This window comes from Commensalibacter intestini A911 (genome assembly GCF_000231445.1).
Lineage (GTDB): Bacteria > Pseudomonadota > Alphaproteobacteria > Acetobacterales > Acetobacteraceae > Commensalibacter > Commensalibacter intestini.
This window is the reverse complement of record NZ_AGFR01000010.1, coordinates 121,885-143,931: the sequence shown is the minus strand read 5'-3', so window position 1 is coordinate 143,931 and position 22,047 is coordinate 121,885. Positions and strand designations below refer to the sequence as shown.

Below are 22,047 nucleotides of genomic sequence, written 5' to 3'. Positions count from 1 at the left end.
TTTGCAGATGCTCTTGCGGATCAAATTGTTACTGCTATTGGTCTTGCATACATGCACGGCATCGACATTGAGGGCGCATTAAACGAGGTAAACCGTTCTAACTGGTCAAAGTTTGTCGATGGTAAGCCTGTATTTGATGAAAATGGCAAGATTAAAAAAGGTGATGGATATACACCGCCTGATCTTAGTAAGTTTGTGGGAGATAAAAAATGACACAAACAGTTACACGATATTTAACGCTTGATGATTTATGCAACAGATTTCAAGTTTCGACTAGGACAATTTATAAGTGGATGGAAGATTTAAACTTTCCTACAAGCATGAAGTTTACCAGTGTTTGCGTTCGCTGGTCATTAACAGAAGTCGAAGAATGGGAAACTCAAAGAATAGAACTTCAACGCCTAGCCAGTGAAAGTAATTCTTGTGATGATAGTAATCCATCAAAAAGTAAATCAGCCCATATTTGAGATAATTCTTTTCTACGATCCATATGTTCTGCCCTATTATATGCAGCCTCTACATTATTTGTAGGGGCATGTGCCAACATTAAATCAATTATATTCCTGTCGTTAGGATATTTTTCATTCATAATACTTGAAAAAGAAGCCCTAAACCCATGCGGAACATGAATATTTTTATACCCTGCTCGGTTTAATAAATACCCCATAGCATTTTCACTCATAGGCTTCATAATTGTTCTGCTATTTGGGAAAACCAAACCACCACGACCTGTAAAATTTTTAACCACGTCCAATATATCTAAAGCCTGAATAGATAAAGGAACAGTATGCGCTTTACGCATTTTCATACGTTCAGATGGGATAATCCATAAATTATCTTTAACTTCATCCCACCGCATTCCTCGCACTTCATTCGGCCTAACTGCTGTTAAAGATAAAAACCTTAAAGCAAGTTTAGTTAATGGATGAGCCGGGGTTCGATCCGTAGTATCAATTAGTTTTTTTAATTCATTCAAATTAATAATTGCAGGTTGTTTGTTTTTAACAGTAGGTTTCAATGCGCCCTTAATGACTTTGGCTGGATTATGGACAGTAGCCCCTATTGAGATGGTATAATTGAAAATAGCCTCTAAACGTTGTCTGACTCTATGAGCTGTATCAGTGGCACCATCCTTTTCTATTTTTTGCAATACCCCCAATAGTAATGGGGTATCTATATCCTGGACATCTACATTCCCAATAAAAGGAAACACACATCTTTCAAGACTACGCCAAACAAGGTATGAATGTTTTTCTGTCCAACGGTCCTTATTTAAATTTAACCATTGTTTACTAATGAACTCTAAGCTTGTTTGTGAAGCTGCCGCTTGACTAAGCTTATTTTTTTTCTTTAGTAATGATGGATCTATGCCTTTTGCTATTTGTTTTTTTGCTTCATCTCTTAATTCTCTTGCCGCAGATAAAGATATTGCTGGATAGGCACCCAACGTAAGAAGTTTTTCTTTTCCATTAAATCGATATTTAAAACGCCATAGCTTAGAGCCTATTTTAGTAATAAGTATAAACAACCCAAAAGAATCGAATAGTTTATAATCTTTTTCTATTGGTTTTGCCTTTTTTATAGCAACATCTGTCAGCATTTTAATTATACCCCAACCCTTATAAAATTATACCCCCAAATATACCCCCATATTTATTGCCTTAAATTGCATTAGATTGCAATAGACTGCAAAAATATTTATATTTTATTGGCTATTTTCTGCTATTTTTTTATTAAATTGCATCAGTCTACATTTATTAATGGTGTCCACGGCGGGATTCGAACCCACGGCCCCAGGATTCATCTCACTACGATTTTCATCGCCATTGTGCTTGGCACAATGTTTGTAAGCTGGACTGTCTCTTTACCATAGGAAATAACTCCCTTAGGCACTGCCCGTTCAGTCTCTACACCTTCCCTGTTATATACAAGGCTTGGCTCGGGATTGGTATGGCAAAAGACTGCCGAAACGTTCCCCGAATTTGAGCAGATCCACTTTATCGTTTCCATATAAAGCGCCCAATTTAATTTTAGGAATCCTGTGCTCTATCCTGCTGAGCTACGCAGACACTTCTCTTCTTTTAGCGTGTCTTTACAAATTTGAAAAGAGTTTGCTCTCATCTAAATGGCTTTTTTTCTCTTTTACATGTTGAGCAATCGTTAGTAAAAAATGCTGACATAACACTTCTGCTGGTGTTGCAGTTTGTTTACATAAAAACTCTAACTTTTGAATATATCGTAACAACGCATATAATGACTGAGAATTCCAACTGTCCAAAGCTTTTAAAAAACCATCTGTCCGTTTAAAGAAAACAGGAGGACTGAGCTTAGAAATTGCAACTTTGGCAGGCATCCCATCTTCAAATAAAAAACGTGCCTGCAACAAACGATCTGTATGCTGTAACAAACTACGCGTCAGGGCAATCATATTAACCCCTTCCTTAATCGCTTTAGTCAACGCCTTATCAACCATTACGGGTTGTCCACTCATTACTGCATAAACCACATCCTCAACAGAATACTCGGCGCCATCCCCAATAGCCTGCTGCACATGAGTTAACGTAATTTCAGGATCTGCACCAACATATAACAGCAATTTTTCCACTTCATTACGAATTAAAGCTCGGTCTGTACCTGAAATAGCAAGCAAATATCGAAAAGCCTCTACTGCTATTCTTTTTTTACCAAACAAACCACGTAATGTTTCTTCTAATGAGCGGCCTGTTTCCGCATAGCATGGAAGTGCTGCAATCAAAGGATGTTTTTCTGCAAGAATACGCAACGGAGATCTAGGAGATAAACTTCCTGCCTCAATAATCACAATTGAATCAAAGCGTGATGGATCAATATCGTCTGTTGGATATAAAGCACAAAATACTTCTACAGACTTCGCCAATGTATCGGTTGCTTCTCTGACCCATACTGCGCGCTGTCCACCCATCAAAGATAAAGCAGTTGCCTCTTCTGTTAAACGTTCATGACTTTCTTTATCCAAAACACAAACTTGGAAAGGATCGTCTGTACTACCAGTAATTTTTTTAACAAGTAAGTTGGCTCTTTCACGAACCAATCCACTATTTTCACCATAGATTAAATAGACACGAAATTTTATAGCACCTTGCAAGGTCACCATAAGATTTCGTGTATCTATTTTCATAATTTAAACCCGCAAAACAACTAATTACTAGAGTTACTATTTGTCACAGTAGGATCATCATCAGGCGTCATATTATCCATACCAACAGGAATCATTGTATTTCGACCTGTTGCCATTGCGGGCATACCATCAACGCCGACACCTTGTGTTGCAGCTCCATTTGAACCTGGATTCATACTTGGTAACATATAGGTCGTTTTAGGTGTTTGTGGTGTTTTAGTTTTAGTTTGGTAAGAATCGTTGTTTCTAAACCAAGTTGCCACTTGCTGTGTCACTTCATTAGCCAAATTTTTTGCAACACGCGCTTGTGCTGTCTCATCATTCAAATTCTGAGCGAAATATTGCTCATAAGTTACTGTATACCCATCTATTGTTTGCGCATCTCCCTGCGCTAAAACAACAGGATCAATAGCAATAGTTTTCAAGACCCAATGCGCATTCCCAACCATTCTAGATCGTCCCGAAGAGTTATCTTGATGAATATCGATTGCTTCTTCACTTAACCCTGGAGAAACATCCAACTCATATGTTTTTGGATTTTCAGGACCTGCACCAGCAAGATTTTCTTGTAGTGATTGACGAACCAACTGCCCGTAACGATCTGACATTACAGGAACATAGATCTTTTGTAACTCATCATTGACATCTAAATTGCTTGTATTACCGTATAAAGGCTTAAACCCACAGCCTGACAATAAAACGCCAATTCCCAATAACACACTAGAAGTTTTTAGAAGTTTATTAATAACTCTCATCCGCCTACCACAAAGTTAACGATCTTATTAGGAACATAAATTGTTTTTACAATATTTTGCCCATCCAAGAATTTTGCAACTGTTTTTTCTGAACGTGCCATCTCAATGACAGTATCTTTGTCCAGATCAGGAACAACTTCAATAGTCCCTCTTAATTTTCCCTTGATTTGTACAGCAATCACAACACGTGTTGCAGCTAACAAAGACTCTTCAGCTATTGGCCAAGCAGTCTGGGCAACCAAACTTTCTTTACCTCCCAGCAAACGCACCATATCTTCAGCCATATGTGGAACCAATGGACCACATAATAAGCTCAACATATAAGCTGCCTCACGACGAACAAAATCCATTCCATTTTCTTTAGCCTGTTTTTCAGCATCAGCAACAGCATTAGTTAACTCATGTAAACGTGCAATAGCTACGTTCATTGCAAATGCATCCAAGGCCTCTGTCACCGCAACAATCGTACGATGCGTCATCCGACGAAGATCATCTGCAGATTGTGAAATATCTTCTGACAAAGAAACTTCTGTTGGAACATCCTGAGCAATAATTGAAACAACGCGATATAAACGCTGTAAGAAACGAGACGTTGCAACAGCCCCCTCTTCCGTCCATTCCATATCCCGTTCAGGAGGATTGTCAGATAAAATAAACCAACGCGCTGTATCCGCACCAAAACGCTCAATAATCACAGAAGGTGCAATGGTATTTTTCTTTGATTTGGACATTTTTTCAATACGTCCAACTGTAATCGCTTCCCCTGTATCACTCTTTACAAAACCAGCATCAGTCTTTTTAATTTCTTCAGGAGATACCCACTCACCTGCGGCATCTTTATAGCTTTCATGCATCACCATCCCTTGGGTAAAGAGTGCTTTGAAAGGCTCTTCCATCCCAACTTCACCGACTTTATTTAAAGCTCGCGTAAAGAAACGTGCATAAAGGAGATGTAAAATCGCATGTTCAATCCCACCAATATATTGATCCACAGGCATCCAACGATTTACTGCTGCATGGTCAATTGGGTCTGATGAGTTTGGTGCTGTAAAGCGTGCAAAATACCAAGAACTATCAACAAACGTATCACACGTATCTGTTTCACGTTGTGCTTTGCCATGACATTTTGGACAATCCACATGCTTCCATGTTGGATGATTATCCAAAGGATTACCTGACAAAGAAAAATCAACATCTTCTGGCAAAATAACAGGAAGCTGTTCTTCAGGTACAGGCACAACACCACAAGTTGGGCAATGAATCACAGGGATTGGACAACCCCAATAACGTTGACGAGAAAGTCCCCAATCCCGCAAACGCCAATTTACTACCTTTTCGCCAATACCCATTTCTTGCAAACGTGCAATCGCTGTTTTTTTTGCTTTAGCAATTGGCAAGCCATTTAAGAAATCAGAGTTAATTAAAACACCATCCCCCGTATGAGGCTTATCTGTCACAACAAAATTTTGTGCATCTTCGCCTTGTGGCATCACCACTGTTTTAAAGGAAAGATTATATTTCAATGCAAAATCAATATCACGTTGATCGCCTGATGGGCATCCAAAAACAGCCCCTGTGCCATAATCCATCAATACGAAATTAGCGATCCAAACAGAAAATTTCTGATCTGGCATAAAAGGATGAACCACTTGCAGTCCTGTATCAATACCTTTTTTCTCTGCCTTCTCAATGGCTTCTTCAGAGGTTCCCAAACGGTGACATTCTACAATAAATTCAGCAATTTTTGGATTTGTTTTTGCTAATTTTGCAGCAATCGGATGATCAGCAGAAATAGCTAAGAACGCCATCCCAAATAAAGTATCTGGACGCGTAGTAAACACTTCAACAGATTTTAACGCTTCTTCAAAATCTACCGGCGCACTATCCAAAGCAAAGCGAACTTTCGCTCCTTCTGAACGACCTAACCAGCGTTCTTGCATGGTTTTTACACGTTCTGGCCAATTGTCTAATGTTTTTAAACCATCTAATAAAGGTTGTGCAAATTTAGTAATTTTAAAGAACCATTGGAAAAGTTGCTTTTTCTCAATCAACGCTCCAGAGCGCCAACCTCTTCCATCAATAACTTGTTCATTCGCCAATACTGTTTGATCAACTGGATCCCAGTTTACCCAACTCTCACGGCGTTCCAACAAGCCCTCTTTCATCAAACGTAAAATAAGTTTTTGTTGCTGGCCATAATATTCAGGCTGGCATGTTGCGAATTCACGATCCCAGTTCAAAGAAAAACCAAGACGTTTTAATTCTGCACGCATTGCTGCGATATTTTCCATCGTCCATTTTGCAGGAGATACACCACGGCTTTTTGCTGCATTTTCAGCAGGAAGGCCAAACGCATCCCATCCCATTGGATGTAACACACTATATCCACGTGCACGTTTATATCGAGCAACCACGTCCCCCAACGTATAATTCCGCACATGCCCCATATGGAGTTGTCCAGAAGGATAAGGGAACATCTCCAAAACATAATATTTTGGCAAATTCGGATCAGGAACATTAGGAACGTCAAACAGGCGACGCTTTTCCCACTCTTGCTGCCAAAAAGGTTCTGTATGTTGAAAATTATACGAAAAAGAAGAAGAATCGCTCATAATATTTTAAATCAGTATGTTTAATTATTTTTTGTATTTATCAGCACGTAACTCGCGTGCACGCACTTGAATCTTGCTGGTAATATCAGACGCTGTATTTGGAGATACTGGCGCATCAACCCATTGGCCATTTTCTTTGACCTGTCTGTGCACAACAACACTGATAGAATCAGAACGTAAACGACGATCTAAAATCGCACATATAATCTGGAAACGTTCTGGATTTGCAGCAACAGGTTGATACCAATCAGTAACAATAGTTCCCCCCACCGCATCAGCAGAAATAAACGGCATAAAAGCAAGAGTATCAACAGAGGCACGCCATAGATATGCGTTTACGCCACCTTGTAAACTATCATCACCACCTGTTGCGGAACGGTCAACCCCAACTAAACGTTGATCTGGAAATGCTAAATTATCTTCTTTTTTATCTTTTGAACAGGCTGTAAGCCCCAAAGAAAAGGCGCTCATGACTAATAAAAGTCGAGAAAACGACAATGAGGATAAAAAATTCATGAGTTGTGGTCTCTCCATTGTTACCAAATCAGTGATCTGACGTTGATGCATCTATACAAAAAACGTTACAATAATATTGTCGTTTGTTATACAGAGTTTAAATGACTTTTTAAATCTTTATTCTTTATATTATGAATTTTTTCTAGTCAAAAAAAGCGTTTTTACCGTTTTACTGATCTGATCAGGGTGCAAACCGTGTTTTTTAGCAACAGATTCACACATCTGAACATCTGGAACGACTGAAATAATTTTATTATCTAATAATTGCCCGATTTGAACTTTCATATCTCCCCAAGGCGTTAAGATCATTTCATCATAATGTGCCAAATCTTCATGATGTTCTGTATGCCAATGCACCGTATGCAATGCCATTTGTGAAAATAGATGGTGACGTATTGCCCTTGCATCATCAGGTAAAGAAATAACCGTTAATTTTTCAGTCACTTGATTGACTTCCGAAGAAATAGAAGACGTATACACAAGCTGCGCCGCTTTTTCATATAATTCTTGTTGCAAAATCTTCACTTGCTCTGGATGTAAATTCGAAAATTCAGCTTCAGTCACTACAACTTTACTATCAATCCCCTGCAATTTTCCTTTAACCGTATCTCCAATACAAATACGTAAAAAATTAGGTAAGTTATCATACTCAATTCGACCCGCACCATACCCAATGCGATTAACACACAAAACAGGACACGGAGCAAAACTGACTTTCCATGCTTTTAATAACGCCGCACAAGTGGCGGTTAATAGTTCCTTTTGTGGACCATAAGAAAAAATCGGTGCTGTCTCACCTAAAAGCTTTAATGTTGCGGGAGTTGGAATTGGCAATGACCCTTCAGGATATTTCAACATCCCAGAGCCCACATTTATAGGCGATGCATACCATTGATCGACCTGCAACCAATCACAAGCCACACAACATAAGGTAATCGTAACAACAGTATTCAACGCCCTAATACGATGAAAATAAATTTCCTCTATTGGTAACGCACGCGCTTGGGCTTCTGCCTGAGCCAGCAACATAAATGTTTCAGTAGCAAGCTCTTTAGCCTTTTCCGACAATGTCGCATTAGAAATCAAAGCAATAATTGTACTAAGAAGCTGAAAATTCCCTTTATCAAAACCTTTATTAACGAAAATTGGCAGTTCATAATAAGGAAGCGTTTCTATATCAACATCCTCAGAAGCAAGGCTGATATGAGCCTTAGTCGTTTCAATAGTATTACGCTTGATATGCATTAAATCAAGCCTTGCACCAACATCTAATGCCTCAACAGCCTCATGCAGAATATCCGCCGGCACACCAGCATCCACTAATGCCCCGATAAGCCTACTGCTGCTCATTCCTGCAAAACAATCTAGATACCCAATTCTCACGAGACTATATCTTTCGTTAATAACCCTATACGTTAACAAATTATTTATACAGTAATTCAATAAACAAAAAAAGATTCATTTATACAAGCAAACATTAATGCCCTTTTAAAAATTTCAAAGAAGTTTTCACTTCTTTCCAGAACAAATCACGTTTTAATTTTGGAATAGTTCCGAATTGAGGTTCTGGACAATCATAACCAAAATCCTTCGCAAAAGGAACGGCTGGACCACTTTTCAAGTAAATATTATAAAGCTCTCTGGATTTAGCTTCTGCAAATTTAGGATCACTTACTTGAGCATTATATTTATATTGTTCAGTAGCCTGATCGTAATCTAAATTAGGATAGTAATATATCGCATCAGGATAAGAATAATTTGACGTTTGCTGCATCCAACCATTTGCACGACATAGCATTGCCGCATAAGCTTGTGATTGATGAGGAATTAAACTCGTTGCGTATAAAATATCTTCAACTGCCAAATATCGATAATGAAAACGACGATTAGGAATTGGCCAAGAGGCACCTGTTCTTACTTGCTCTGCTGGCACACTCCACGGCTCATTATTAGGATTATGCTTAGGCCCCATAATCTGCCCTATACCATAAGAATAATGACCAGGATTTTCATCTGGATACCCTGATGTGCCCATTAACTCCATCCCATAATCATTCAGGAGATTTGCAGCACTCCATGCTGCCTTAGCACGATCCGTTGCCCAAAAACTTTTACGCATATCCGTTGTGACTTTAATATAATATTGCTCTATTTTCACATGCTGTGGTGTATCCTTACAATTGGCATCACCTGGTTGAACAAAATAAGGAACGGCTTCTTGCAAACGCCTCTCACGCATTAAACGACGTGCTAATATATAACGCAATGCCAAAGATCGTCCCGATAACGTATAAGCATAACTATCATCACCAATGATATCTACGTCATAGTAATTATCGTCATAAATCCCTTTATCACAAACCGCTTTTTTATCTTTAGGAACTTGAGTATGAATATTAACAAACTGCCTTAATTCATCAGGCGTTAATACATTCTCTGCAAGATAAACGATATCACCCCAATAGATATCTCGTACGGGCCAGAGTTCTTCCATCGCTTGAACAAAATTACCCTGAGATAATGTTAAAACAGCACGCTCTCCTTGAACGCGGTGCTTACTCCCCAATCTCAAACTATCATCATTAAAATGAGCAATCGCTTGATGATAATATTCTTGAGCCTTATCTTTTTGACCTTTTCTGAGTGCAATTTTTGCCAAAATCCATGCATCTAATGCTTTTTGATTTCTATTCCAATCATACTCTGCAAAGTCTTTAGCTTTTTCCATATCGTTATTTTGATACGCAAAAGCTGCCAACGATCCCATATCTTCAAAATGACTCTTTGGATCCAAACCAACTTTTAAAAAGGCATTTAATATATTTTGCGTATGCGCTTTAGAATATGCAACCTGATTATATTCGTTTGTTAATACATAAGCTAACAACAACTTACGTAACAAAGGATTTCTCACCGCTTGATCTAATAACAGCTTTGCATTCTCATTCTCTGGATCACTTAATCCTTGTAAAATCACAATCAATGAGACAACGTCACCATCTTCTCCTAATTTTACTTGTTTCAGGTAAAGATCTATAGCTCTTTGAAGCTGTAATAAACTATCCTCTTTTACAGGACCAACACTCCAGGTTATCCCTGCATCCGAATAATCTTTAGAATTAAGTGATGGTATTCTACGTGTACCAATTTGATCTAAAATAACTCCTGCTGCCACACCATAAGCCGAAATTCCAAGATGCAATGGATCAGGCGCACCATGCGCAACCAAATAAGCTGTACCAATAAACGACTGCACAGCATCTTCATAATGACCAAGCTTGGCTTCAATCCGACCTAATGTATATTTAGCACACACTTGTTGAGCAGGATTACTATCGTAAGCCAATATCGCAAAAGCTTCTCCGGCTTCATCCCATTGTTTATTATGAAATAAAATCGCCGCTTTTTTATACGCATCATCTGTATTGAGGCAAGTTGTCTGATTGGAATACTCATTATTCAAATTATCCGAAGAAAATAGATTTTTCTTTTCTTCTTCTGTCACATAACCAAGATTTTTCACTTTTTGAGAAAAACTATCCGTTGCGGGTAAATCTAACAACGTTGCCTTACGATTATCCAATAATTGCCAAGGAAAATATGGCCCACAAGCAATCGTAAGCGTCGACGTTAACGCCGTTATCCCTGCACAATAACACATAATTTTAACGGAACGTTTCATCTTACGATTTTCCTTATGATGATCTACCCTACTGAGTAGTATTACCATAAGACAAAACGAACCTATACATGATTTATAAGCTTGTAGTATTTTTTATATTCTATCAGATAATAAAACATATAATATTACGAGCAATGATAATACCAGCTTCTTCTATAGAGTTTATGGCAATAGCACTGTTTATTTTTTACAGAAGGCTCTGCGCCTGAAGATAAGCAAATTACTCTCTTTAATTATGATTTAACTAACAGCACTCAATCACAACTACTGAAAATCACCATACCCTTCAAAGTGTGTCTGTACCAGATCTAAAAAAAACCAATAAATTATATGCTGCTTCACACTTTAATCTTCCAATAAAATTAATATCAATATTACATATTTTTCCTGACTTCATAAAATTTAACATTAACAAAAATCTTATTTAACAAATTTTCTTATGATGGCTTAATTATTAAAATTGTAATAAACTCTTCTTCTCAAAAAAACTGATTTTAATAATTAGGATTGATACATGCAGAATTTAACGTCAATGTTTGAATGGATTTATTCCAATCGAATATTATTTCCTTTGTTTTCTGTCTTATTGATGTTGCTTTCTGGATTTGTAGCGTCTGTTATTTGTAAATATTCCTTATTAGGAATTGTACGCCAATTTATTTTACACAGAAATAGCGATGCTGAGACACAAAAAAAAGATATCCGCATTACACAACGCCTAGCAAATATTGCACCCGTTGTAACTGTCTATTTTATGTCTTTATGGATCCAAGGATTGCCTTCTGGATTAGTTGAAGCCATTCATACGATTTGTGGTGTTTTACTGATTATAAACATCATGATCTTAGTCAATGAACTACTTGACACAACCAAAGATGCTTATTCAAAAAAACATGGGTTTAAAGCAGGCTCTATTAAAGGCTATATTCAAATTGGGAAAATTGTTGTTTCCTCAATTGCAGTCATTTTAATTATTGCCACCCTATCCAATAAATCCCCCATCATTATTATCTCCAGCTTAGGTGCAATCGCAGCAGTTTTAATGTTAGTCTTCCAACATACGTTGATTTCACTCGTTGCAAATATCCAAGTTTCCTCCTCAAATGTGATCCGATTAGGGGATTGGATCGAAATGCCCGTTGCCAATATTAGCGGCGAAGTCACCGACATTGCCTTACATACCATTACCGTCAGAAACTGGGATAATACGGTTTCTCAGGTACCAACGAAAAATTTTATTACCGAGACTTATACCAACTGGCAGCCAATGTTTGAATCTGGTGGGCGCAGGATTAAACGCAGCTTTTTTGTCGATCAATCCAGCATTGTTTTCTTTAGTAATGAGTTACTAAATAATCTAGAAACATGTGATGGAAAGATTATCAATAGTATTAAACAATATATCACTGAAAAAATCGCTTTACCTGAATATCAAAGTATCACTAACCTTGGATTATATCGTGGCTTTATCCTGAATTACCTCAAAACCCGTGAAGATATTTGTAAAGATATGTATATCGTCGTGCGACAATTAAGCCCAACAGCAGAAGGGTTGCCAATCGAAATTTACTGCTTTACTTCGAATGTTTTTTGGAATGAATATGAAGAAACACAATCAGAAATTTTCGAATTTATGTATGCTACGGCAACTTTCTTTAACCTTGGGATATATCAAAAACCATCAGGCACGGATATTCAAAGAGCATCTCCATTGGAAGCAAAAATATCTTCTTTGGAATAAAAGTATATATCGCTATCTCTAAACACCTTGCCTCTTACTTTACATCTAAGTCGATCACAACAAAAAAGGATTAACAATCAAAACACAGTTAATCCTTTATCTTATTTCCATCTCATCCCGTTTTTATTTTTTTAAATAGGCTTCAGTAATCCCACACCAAAAGGCTGCAGCTGGGATAATGATATCATCATCAAAAATATAACCTGGATTATGAACCATGCAACTACCTGGTTGGTCGCCATTTCCAATAAAGAAATAAGCGCCGTTTGGATGTGCCTCTAACATAAAAGCAAAATCTTCACTGCCCATGACCGCAGGTAAGTCAGTATGCACTTTATCTGCACCAAAGAGCTCTGCTGCAACCTTGATACCAAAATCAGCTGCTTGATCACCATTCACTAAAACAGGGCTACCGTTTATATGATCAATCTTTACACGAGCACCAAAACTTTTTGCTTGCCCTTCAGCAATTTCAGTAATGCGTTTTAAAAGTAAACTTCTTGTCTCTGCATGTAAGCTCCGCACGCTTAACTTTAACAATGCCTTTTCATTAATCACATTCGGTGCATCACCTGATTGAATACTACCTACCGTAATCACTGCCGCTTCGTTAGGAGAGACATTACGAGAAACAATCGTTTGTAATGCAACAACAATATGACAAGCCACAACCGCAGCATCTATCGTTCTCTCGGGCATAGCACCGTGTCCACCAACCCCTGTGACTTCAATATGCACTGTATCCGAAGAGGCCATCATTGCCCCTTTTTTAATATAAATTTCTCCTTTTTTCAAAGAAGGCATATTATGAATGCCGTAAATCACATCACAAGGGAACAGCTTAAATAATCCATCATCCAACATTTGCTTTCCGCCATATAAGGTTTCTTCGGCAGGTTGAAAAATCAAATGAAGGGTTCCATCAAAATTCTTTGTTTTTGCTAAATATTCAGCTGCGCAAAGCAACATCGTTGTATGACCATCATGACCACAACCATGAAATTTATGGGGGATTTTACTAATCCAAGATTTATCATTTTGTTCAAGAATAGGAAGTGCATCCATATCCGCACGAATACCAATAACTTTATCACTAGTTCCAACTTTTAACGTGCCAACAACACCTGTTTTTGCCAAACCACGATGAACTTTATATCCCCATTCAGTCAGCATTTTTGCAACTAAATCGCTGGTGTTATGTTCCTCAAAACCTAACTCTGGATGCTGATGAATTTGTCTACGGATTTCAACAAATTTATCTTTATTTTCTTCAAGTAGTTTTAGAATGTTATTCATTTTAATATCCAGTACACATACATTTAAAATAAGATTTCTTCTAATCTCGATTGTTTAACAACAACCTTTAATTATTCAGCATAACACCCTGCATCATGAATACAAGGTGCTCTTTAGTCATTAAATTGTGTAAAGGAATTTGATAAAATTAATCTTACTGATCTGCACTAAAAATACGCACACCATTTTTTCTAAATTGCGAAGATAACTCTGTTTCCAAAGCACTATCTGTCACAATAATATCGATCTCTTCTGGTTGAGCAATCACATAACGTGCAACAACAGGAAGCTTATTTGTCGTTAATGGAACAATCACTTGATTAGCTTGCTGAATAACAATCTTTTTAAACTCGCTATCCGCATAATAAAACCCTGTTAATCCAACTTCAGGATCTATGGCACATCCTCCCATAAAAACTTGATCAAAAATCATCTCTTTCACTTGTTGAATAGCAACAGCACCAATACATCCACCCGTATCACGATGAATTTCCCCACCTAACAAAATGACTTCACAATAATCAAGCTGTAATAGACAAATTGCAATTTCTGGAGAGTTAGTAACAAAAGTGCCTTTAATATCTTTAGGAAGAGCCTTAGCCAATGCAAGATTTGTCGTGCTCGTATCTAAAAAAATACAGCTATCATTTTGAATAAACTCTACACATTTTTTTGCGATATGATGCTTTTCATCACGATAGCTATGTTTCCTTTCTGCAAAACTATCAATCTTTGCAGCAGATAAAACCGCTCCACCATAAACTTTTTTACACAACCCTTGTTGACTGAGTTCTAATAAATCACGACGGATCGTATGTTCTGATACATTTAACTCTATTGCCAATGTCGCACAGACAACCCGACCATTTTTTAACAGTTGTTGGTGAATAAATTCCTGTCTTTGTTGAGGAAAAGCAGCATAATCAAGCATTCAATTTTATCCTGCTTTTAAATTTTTCTGTAATGCAATCGCCATAATGAAAACGACAACCATTAACATCGCGACAAATACAAAAGCATGAGACAAAGAGCTATGATGTGCGATAAACCCAATCCCCGCAGGCCCTGCCAAGATCCCTAAATAACCCAAGGTCGTTACAGCAGGAACAGCTAGAACTTGAGGCATTGTTTTTTGTTTACCAATTTGGTTAAACATCACAGGGACAATATTCGAACAGCCACACCCAATTAGAAAATATCCTCCAAGAAGCGTATATAACTCAACACCTGTAATGACAAAATAGAACCCAATAACTGTAACGATTGCTCCGACAATCACAACACGCAAAGCCCCTACTTTACCAATGACATAATCCCCAGTCAGACGCCCTAATGTCATTGCGGCTGCAAATACAGTGTAACCCAATCCGCCAAGTGAAGCATCCATATGTTTTGCATCTACTAAGTAAACGGCACTCCAATCCAGAGCTGTTCCCTCAACCATAAATACGACAAAGCAAATAATTCCTAAAACCAACACAATCCCTTTAGGAATAGCAAAAGGAGGCCCCTCGGAAGGCATGGCTTCAGAAAGCAAATGTTGAAAACTGATATACATTAAGAAAATAACCAATAACAACATCACACAAGTGGCAACAACAATATGCATTCCCAACGCAAGAAATCCTGTCATCAATCCTGCACCGACAATACCACCAACACTATATAAGCCATGAAATCCAGACATGAGTGCTTTATTAGCATTTTGCTCGACAATGATCGCTTGCACATTCATCGCACAATCAATCAAACCGATACCAATACCAAAACTTAGCAAAAAAAATGCCAAGAGAATTGGGCTTGTTACAAAAGATAAACAAGGCGTGGCAATTAACATAATTAACGCTGCAACAATGATTACTTTTTTACAGCCATAACGCGATGTCAAAGGCCCTGCTGCTGGCATGGAAATCAACGCACCAAATCCCAAGCAAAGCAACAATGTCCCTAATACAGCATCATTAATCCCTGTATTCGCCTTTGCAAAAGGCACAATAACCGCCCAAGTTGCGGTTACCAACCCAGCAATCAAAAACACAATACGCGTTGAATGGCGATCATTCATATGACGTTTTAGCATTTATCTTATCTTTCTGTATTTAATAATTTCAGAACTTGTTGGTGCAATTCTGGATTAGCTGTAGCTACCGCAGATCCGCCTTGTTCTGGTCTTTTGCCATCAATCGTTGTGACAACCCCACCCGCATGCTCAATAATCGGAATTAGTGCTGCAATATCATAAGTTTCCAATGTATATTCAATACAAATATCAATATTACCAGCCGCCAGCATCGCCATCGCATAACATTCCCCACCATATCGAGTCATCAGAACGTTATCTTTTAATATATCAAATCGGTTATTCGGATAGGTCTCTACATATTCAGGAGAGGTCGTATGTAAAATCGCCTGATCTAAGGTAACATTCTTTCTCGTTTCCATTCGACGCTCACCAAAACGTCCAGAAAACCAAGAAGATTGACCATCTGACCAGAAACGATCCCCCGTATAAGGTTGGCTCATCATTCCCATAGTGGCTTTGCCATTATAGTATAATCCAATCAAACATCCCCATATGGGTAATCCACAAATAAAAGGTCGAGTGCCATCAATCGGATCAATAATCCATTCAAAAGGACTATTCCCTGCAACTTTACCCCACTCCTCACCCATAATCGCATGATCAGGATAACATTCTTGAATTTTATTTCGAATGAGTAACTCCGTTTCCCGATCTGCATTCGTCACTGGATCAAACCTTAACCCTTCATGGATTTTGGTATCAATACTCATTTTCTCATGATGCAAATAGGTCTGTAACGTATTTCTCTCTGCAATTTCAGCAAGCTCATGTAAAAAGCTGGGCGGTGGTAATGTATGTTGCATATGATCCTCTTCATCGAATTATTCCGATCTATAAGATATATGCTCGATTATGATTTTTTATGCAATATTTAAGTGATCCTTTTTGTTCGTTCTAGAAGAAACATAAAGTTATGTTGCGTTATGTTTATGAAATGCATATTATCACTATAAAATATCTAGTATCTATTCTTGAATATTAAAGAGATTATCAAATGACCACACATCCCAAACCCAACCTATTTGATTGGGCAACTTCTGAATTATCACAAGATGCGTTTTTATCATGGCTGATCAATTGGGCTGATCCAAAATATCAATCTTTTGATCCTAATTTATATCAGTGTGCCGTGCAATTTGTCCGCTCTCTCTTAAAAGATAACAATCATTTAGAAATTCAAACCATCAAGGTAGAGAGGCAATGGAAACATATTGATGTTCTAGTAACGATTAACGACAATATTATCATTGTTATCGAGGATAAAACCTTTACCTCTGAACATTCCAACCAACTAACCCGATATACTGAGGAAGTAAAAGCTAAATTTAGCACAGCCCATATTCATAAAATTTATTTTAAAATGCATGAACAAAGCAACTATAATACTATACTTGCAGCAGGATTTTGCCCTTATACCAGGAAAGAAATGTTATCGGTCTTAAACGAATATATTGCTCTTTCATCCTCAGAAAGAAAGAACGATATTGTTGTTGATTTCCACCTTTATCTAACCAACCTAGAAAACAATATCGGCAAATACCTAACGATAAAGTTAAACGATTGGGATAAATGGTATTGCTGGCAAGGGTTTTACACAGCGTTACAAAAAGAATTTAATGATGGTGATTGGGGCTATGTCAGCAATCCTTCTGGTGGTTTTATAGGATATTGGTGGCATTGGAAACACATACCAGATCCTGAAAAAGACTATAAATTCCGTTTTTATTTACAACTAGAACGTGAAAAATTTGTTATCAAAATCAATATAAATTCTGAAGATAAAAATATATGTAATAAAATTAGAAGAAAGTTACAAGATATTGTATTTGAAGAAGCAGACCAACAACATATTCCATGGGAAAAATATGGTCGCTACGGAAATTACATGGCTATAGCTCTTTTATTTCCCAAAAATCAGGAAGAAGATATAATAAATCCTAAGAGCTATCTTCAAACAAACAACGAAGGTTTATTAGATCTCCCTGCAACGATTCAACGTTTAAAAAAAGCAATGGCATTACTTGATACTGTATATCACCGTGCTTCAAAAGAGATCTAAATAACTAAAGGATGTTAAATATATTTTACTCATCTATATCAACATCCTTTATTCCTTTTATCCTAATTACTGAGCTGATGCTGCTTCAGACAATTTTACTTCTGCTTGTTTTTGTTGATTAGCCAAATCCCAAATCACAATCCGATCTGGGAGACCGCCACCACTTAAAGAAATCACCATCGTTTGATCAGACTGACGAAAGACTTGAGCGATATGCGTGCCATTAGGTTCTTGCAATACACTGATCGGGCGGGTCACAGAGGATAATGGTACAGAGCTTACTGTATTCACAACAGCTGGTAACTGTTGATCCCCTTTATGCATAAAACGACCTACAATAACAAAAATCAGGACTGTCGTTGCAATAATAATTAAAACCCCTAGAAAAATAACTAAAGCTAACATTCCTTTATTTTTTTGTGTTAAATGTTCTGTTGTCTGTTCTGGCGGCATATTCATCACTTTTTTGGAACTTTCTCTATGTCTGATGCAAATAATACAATTGAGTCTTCTGTTGTAGCTCTAGTTGATCAAGAAAACAATAATATACGTTTAGATCGTTTTCTTGCCCAAACATGCAATGACTACTCCAGATCGCGTATTAAATCGCTCATAGAACAAGGATTATGTCAACGCAATCATTTAATTGTAAGAGATCCTTCTACTTCTGTTAAAGAAGGTGATCACATAGAATTGCAAATTCCAAAAGCAAAACCTTATATATTAGAAGCACAAGAAATCGCCTTAGATATTCTTTACGAAGATGAAGTATTAATTGTTATTAATAAATCAGCAGGATTAGTCGTCCACCCTGCCCCTGGGAATGAAGATGGCACTCTTGTTAACGCTTTACTAGCCCATTGCGGAGATCAGCTCCCTGGAATTGGTGGAGAAAAGCGCCCTGGGATCGTACATCGACTGGATAAAGATACCTCTGGCATTATTGTTGTTGCAAAAACAGAGCAAGCTTTAACTAAATTATCAGAAGATTTTGCAAGCAGAAATATTGATCGCTTATATCTCGCTTTATGTTGGGGTATTTTAAATCCAGCAAAAGGAACGATTGAAGGCGATATCGGACGAGACCCTTATGATCGCAAAAAAATGGCTGTGGTCAAACGAAACGGTAAATTTGCAAGAACGCATTATAAAACATTAGAAATCATTAACCCTGCGATCAGTTTAATTCAATGTAAACTTGATACAGGAAGAACCCATCAAATTCGTGTACATTTATCCAAAGAAGGCCACCCGCTTGTTGGTGATCCTGTTTACTTTAAAAGGATCCCTGCAATTGCTAAACAATTGCCTCCTGAACAAAAAAACGCGGCATTAGATTTCCCTCGACAAGCTTTACATGCAACCTTTCTCGGGTTTACACATCCTTCCACAGGTAAATATCTACAATTTGAAACGAATTTACCAAAAGATATGCAATCATTAATCACGAAAATATCTGTCAATTCATAAATATGTGTAATTGAAAAAATTCATAACAGTCGTATATGGTAACGAATCAGTCAATTTGTTGTGAGATTCCGATTCGTTCCATAACGAATCACTTAAATCTCTTAAAAAATTAAAAAAACAGCAATTTTTGTAATTTTTTTTCGTTAATTTTTTATTAACAAACCCTTTATTTGCTCCATTGAAAAATTTCTAAAGACGACTATATAGCATGTAGTTTATTAACGACCACTTTTATTGCTTAATAACATCGTTTTTTTCGATGAAAACACAAGGGAAACCAACGTATTTTTTTTGACAGGACTATTTTGGTCTGATATAAAAATAATCATTAGGTAACAACAACCTAATCAATAATAAAGCGGCCAAATACAAGGTCGTAACAACGATAAGTTTAAAGATCTACAAAATCATTTTGCGTTAGCAAAATACAATATATCTTAAGGAGCATATGTTATGGTATCTTCAATGTTACAAGTAACCCCAGACACAAACCTTACTCAGTACATCCAATATACACGCAAATTTCCACTCTTAACACTTGAACAAGAGCAAGAATATGCAACAAAATGGAAAGAAAAAGGCGATATCGAAGCTGCACACAACTTGGTGAGAGCTCATTTAAGATTGGTTGTTAAAGTTGCAGCTGGATATAAAGGATATGGTTTACCTTTGAATGAGTTAATTAGCGAAGGTAATATCGGAATGTTACAAGCAATTCAACGCTTTGACCCTGAAAAAGGATTTCGCTTTACAACTTATGCCATTTGGTGGATTAAAGCTGCTATACAAGAATACATCTTACATAGCTGGTCATTGGTTAAAATCGGAACAACAGCCGCACAAAAGAAATTATTCTTTAATCTACGTCGTCTCAAAAGCCAAATCAAAGCATTGGGTGAAAATGATTTAAACCCAGAGCAACTAGAAACTATTTCTACATCTTTAGGGGTTTCCCAAGAGGAAGTTCAAAATATGAATAGACGTCTTAGTGCTCATGATCATAGCCTAAACGCATCTATTGGCAATGATAACGAATATGATGAGTGGCAAAGTATGTTGGTTGACGAGACAACAAACCAAGAAGAAACATATGCTGAAGAAGAAGAATTCTCTAACAGAAAAACCTTACTAAATGAGGCAATGAAATCATTAAAACCAAGAGAACGTGAAATATTAGTTGAAAGAAGATTAAAAGATAAACCTGCAACCCTTGAAGAATTGTCTCAGACTTACAATATATCAAGAGAACGCATTCGCCAAATTGAAGTAAGAGCTTTTGAAAAATTACAAGAGCTTGTTCAAAATACGGTGATGGCAACTCAAAATAATGACTTACGTAGACAAGCATTTGCTTGACTAATAAAGGAACTCAAGACTTTGACTAAATGACTAACACCTATACAAATACTAAATCTAAATACTAATATAAAATACTGACATCTTAACTAATTTTAAATACTGATACAAAATACTGACTATCTATTTCTTCCTCAAACTACAGGGTCTATATGAAAATATAGACCTTATTTTTTTGTCTTTAATGCAAAAGTAATGGAAGCAAATGCCTCAAAATTCCTGCTGAACCCACACCAACAATCAACGTTACTAAAAAAGAAAAGCGCATTGCAGTAAGAATGGTTAAGATAACTGCAATCAGATCTGATAATTTTCCTGTAACAAAAATTGGTGCAATCAGAGAAATCATTACACAGCCTGGCAATATTTCTAATACCCTCGTTAACCGTGGATAGTTTTTATTTCTTAACAAAAGATAACCACTAATACGCGTTAAATAGGTAACCAATCCCATTCCAAGGATCGTTAACAAAGCATGTTGTGTTATTAAATGATCAAGCACGATTCACCTCAAAAAAACGAGGTGGCACACATAAAACAAAGAGTAATCCTGTCATTGCACCTGCAATCACATACCATGCTCCTGGAATAATCAGATGAACAATACAAGCAACAACCAAACTACAAGCCCAAGTAATTCCTCGGCGCCATCCATTCCACATCCCTTTGATCAAAACAATAAATACAGCTGGAAAAGCCATATCAAATCCATATTGTGTTAGATCACCTAACAAAGGCCCAACAAGCATCCCTAAAACAGCCGTAATCACCCAAGTAATATAAAAAGAAACAGCAATTGTTATATAATAAGAATAGCTAAACGGTTCACGATATCCTTCGCCCATTCTACGGTAACTATCTTGCAAAGAGAGCGCCCATGTCTCATCACAGAGCAAGAAAAAAGAGAGTAACATTTTACGAACGGGTTGACGTCTACAGATCGGGATCATTGTGACCCCCATCAAGATATGACGACAATTTACCAATAACGTCATGCAGACAATCAATAATAAAGGCGGCACCTCTTGCCACAACCCAATGGCTACGAATTCCGATCCACCTGCAAAATTAATCCCACACATCAACACCAACTCAAGCAAGCTCATTCCTTTAATTTTTGCTTGAGCACCCAGCATCATTCCGAATGGAATAAAACTAATCATTAACGGAATAGCTGTTTTGAATGCACGTAAACATTCGTGATGTATATGATTCTTTAATTTCTGCTGTGCTGCAGAAGATGGAGCGGACATTCCTTTTTCCTACATTTAAAAGTTGAGGAAAAATCTTAATTGTTCCGAAATATAATGTAAATGACTT

The 22,047-nt window shown here is 37.2% G+C and carries 20 protein-coding genes; 6 read left to right on the top strand and 14 right to left on the bottom strand.

The features are described from left to right. Both CIN_RS09940 and CIN_RS11755 read left to right on the top strand, forming a co-directional pair. Window positions 1-213: nucleoside triphosphate pyrophosphohydrolase family protein (locus CIN_RS09940; protein WP_040364367.1), on the top strand; the 213-nt coding region annotated here is incomplete at its 5' end. After that, window positions 210-467, top strand: coding sequence for a helix-turn-helix transcriptional regulator (locus CIN_RS11755; RefSeq protein WP_083813393.1), 258 nt, complete (start codon window positions 210-212; stop codon window positions 465-467). The genes CIN_RS09940 and CIN_RS11755, both read left to right, overlap by 4 nt. On the opposite strand, the gene CIN_RS09935 is transcribed toward CIN_RS11755, so the two are convergent. From CIN_RS09935 to CIN_RS09900, 7 genes are all read right to left on the bottom strand, one after another. Continuing rightward, complete coding sequence (locus tag CIN_RS09935) at window positions 395-1,600, bottom strand: tyrosine-type recombinase/integrase (protein ID WP_008854966.1); 1,206 nt, start codon at window positions 1,598-1,600, stop codon at window positions 395-397. The genes CIN_RS11755 and CIN_RS09935 overlap by 73 nt on opposite strands. A gap of 492 nt (window positions 1,601-2,092) precedes the next feature. Further along, the gene (gene holA, locus CIN_RS09925; RefSeq protein WP_083813392.1) at window positions 2,093-3,157 is read right to left on the bottom strand and encodes a DNA polymerase III subunit delta; all 1,065 of its coding nucleotides are present in this window, start codon (window positions 3,155-3,157) and stop codon (window positions 2,093-2,095) included. A 20-nt stretch (window positions 3,158-3,177) separates the two neighbouring features. After that, window positions 3,178-3,912 (bottom strand): hypothetical protein, encoded by a 735-nt coding sequence (locus CIN_RS09920; RefSeq protein ID WP_050798422.1) that lies wholly within the window; start codon window positions 3,910-3,912, stop codon window positions 3,178-3,180. Beyond that, on the bottom strand, window positions 3,909-6,524 hold the full coding sequence (gene leuS / locus CIN_RS09915; RefSeq protein ID WP_008854963.1) for a leucine--tRNA ligase: 2,616 nt from the start codon (window positions 6,522-6,524) through the stop codon (window positions 3,909-3,911). The genes CIN_RS09920 and leuS overlap by 4 nt, the downstream gene beginning before the upstream one ends. A gap of 24 nt (window positions 6,525-6,548) precedes the next feature. Then, on the bottom strand, window positions 6,549-7,040 hold the full coding sequence (locus tag CIN_RS09910) for a DUF3576 domain-containing protein (protein ID WP_040364365.1): 492 nt from the start codon (window positions 7,038-7,040) through the stop codon (window positions 6,549-6,551). 129 nt (window positions 7,041-7,169) lie between these two features. Continuing rightward, window positions 7,170-8,423 carry a nickel pincer cofactor biosynthesis protein LarC gene (larC, locus tag CIN_RS09905; RefSeq protein WP_040364364.1) on the bottom strand — a complete coding sequence of 418 codons (1,254 nt, stop codon included), beginning with the start codon at window positions 8,421-8,423 and terminating at the stop codon, window positions 7,170-7,172. A gap of 94 nt (window positions 8,424-8,517) precedes the next feature. Beyond that, window positions 8,518-10,722, bottom strand: a complete 2,205-nt coding sequence (locus tag CIN_RS09900; protein WP_040364363.1) for a tetratricopeptide repeat protein — start codon at window positions 10,720-10,722, stop codon at window positions 8,518-8,520. 514 nt (window positions 10,723-11,236) lie between these two features. Here CIN_RS09900 and CIN_RS09895 point away from each other — a divergent pair. Then, the gene (locus CIN_RS09895; RefSeq protein WP_008854958.1) at window positions 11,237-12,463 is read left to right on the top strand and encodes a mechanosensitive ion channel family protein; all 1,227 of its coding nucleotides are present in this window, start codon (window positions 11,237-11,239) and stop codon (window positions 12,461-12,463) included. 123 nt (window positions 12,464-12,586) lie between these two features. Here CIN_RS09895 and CIN_RS09890 read toward each other — a convergent pair whose 3' ends face one another. The 4 genes from CIN_RS09890 to hisN all read right to left on the bottom strand — a co-directional run bounded on the left by CIN_RS09890 (window position 12,587) and on the right by hisN (window position 16,645). Continuing rightward, complete coding sequence (locus CIN_RS09890) at window positions 12,587-13,759, bottom strand: M20 aminoacylase family protein (protein ID WP_008854957.1); 1,173 nt, start codon at window positions 13,757-13,759, stop codon at window positions 12,587-12,589. Between the two features lie 154 nt (window positions 13,760-13,913). Continuing rightward, window positions 13,914-14,690 carry a DeoR/GlpR family DNA-binding transcription regulator gene (locus CIN_RS09885; RefSeq protein ID WP_008854956.1) on the bottom strand — a complete coding sequence of 259 codons (777 nt, stop codon included), beginning with the start codon at window positions 14,688-14,690 and terminating at the stop codon, window positions 13,914-13,916. A 6-nt stretch (window positions 14,691-14,696) separates the two neighbouring features. Next, window positions 14,697-15,839 (bottom strand): MFS transporter, encoded by a 1,143-nt coding sequence (locus CIN_RS09880; protein ID WP_008854955.1) that lies wholly within the window; start codon window positions 15,837-15,839, stop codon window positions 14,697-14,699. 5 nt (window positions 15,840-15,844) lie between these two features. After that, on the bottom strand, window positions 15,845-16,645 hold the full coding sequence (gene hisN / locus CIN_RS09875) for a histidinol-phosphatase (protein WP_008854954.1): 801 nt from the start codon (window positions 16,643-16,645) through the stop codon (window positions 15,845-15,847). Between the two features lie 191 nt (window positions 16,646-16,836). Between hisN and CIN_RS09870 the strand changes: the two genes are divergently transcribed. Further along, on the top strand, window positions 16,837-17,901 hold the full coding sequence (locus CIN_RS09870; RefSeq protein WP_008854953.1) for a PD-(D/E)XK nuclease family protein: 1,065 nt from the start codon (window positions 16,837-16,839) through the stop codon (window positions 17,899-17,901). Window positions 17,902-17,967: 66 nt separating this feature from the next. On the opposite strand, the gene CIN_RS09865 is transcribed toward CIN_RS09870, so the two are convergent. After that, window positions 17,968-18,354, bottom strand: coding sequence for a hypothetical protein (locus CIN_RS09865; protein WP_050798421.1), 387 nt, complete (start codon window positions 18,352-18,354; stop codon window positions 17,968-17,970). Window positions 18,355-18,381: 27 nt separating this feature from the next. Here CIN_RS09865 and CIN_RS09860 point away from each other — a divergent pair, with 27 nt between their 5' ends. Together CIN_RS09860 and rpoH are read left to right on the top strand one after the other, a co-directional pair. Then, a complete protein-coding gene (locus CIN_RS09860; RefSeq protein WP_008854951.1) occupies window positions 18,382-19,371 on the top strand; it encodes an RluA family pseudouridine synthase in 990 nt (329 codons plus the stop codon). Window positions 19,372-19,824: 453 nt separating this feature from the next. Further along, entirely contained in the window at window positions 19,825-20,727 is a 903-nt protein-coding gene (gene rpoH / locus CIN_RS09855) for an RNA polymerase sigma factor RpoH (RefSeq protein WP_008854950.1), read from the top strand. Window positions 20,728-20,908: 181 nt separating this feature from the next. Here the strand turns inward: rpoH and CIN_RS09850 are convergent, their stop codons facing one another. Together CIN_RS09850 and CIN_RS09845 are read right to left on the bottom strand one after the other, a co-directional pair. Continuing rightward, window positions 20,909-21,229, bottom strand: coding sequence for an AzlD family protein (locus tag CIN_RS09850; protein WP_245527837.1), 321 nt, complete (start codon window positions 21,227-21,229; stop codon window positions 20,909-20,911). Then, window positions 21,222-21,980: an AzlC family ABC transporter permease gene (locus CIN_RS09845; protein WP_008854948.1), complete on the bottom strand. Its 759-nt coding sequence runs from the start codon at window positions 21,978-21,980 to the stop codon at window positions 21,222-21,224. The genes CIN_RS09850 and CIN_RS09845 overlap by 8 nt, the downstream gene beginning before the upstream one ends. Window positions 21,981-22,047 lie beyond the last annotated feature (67 nt).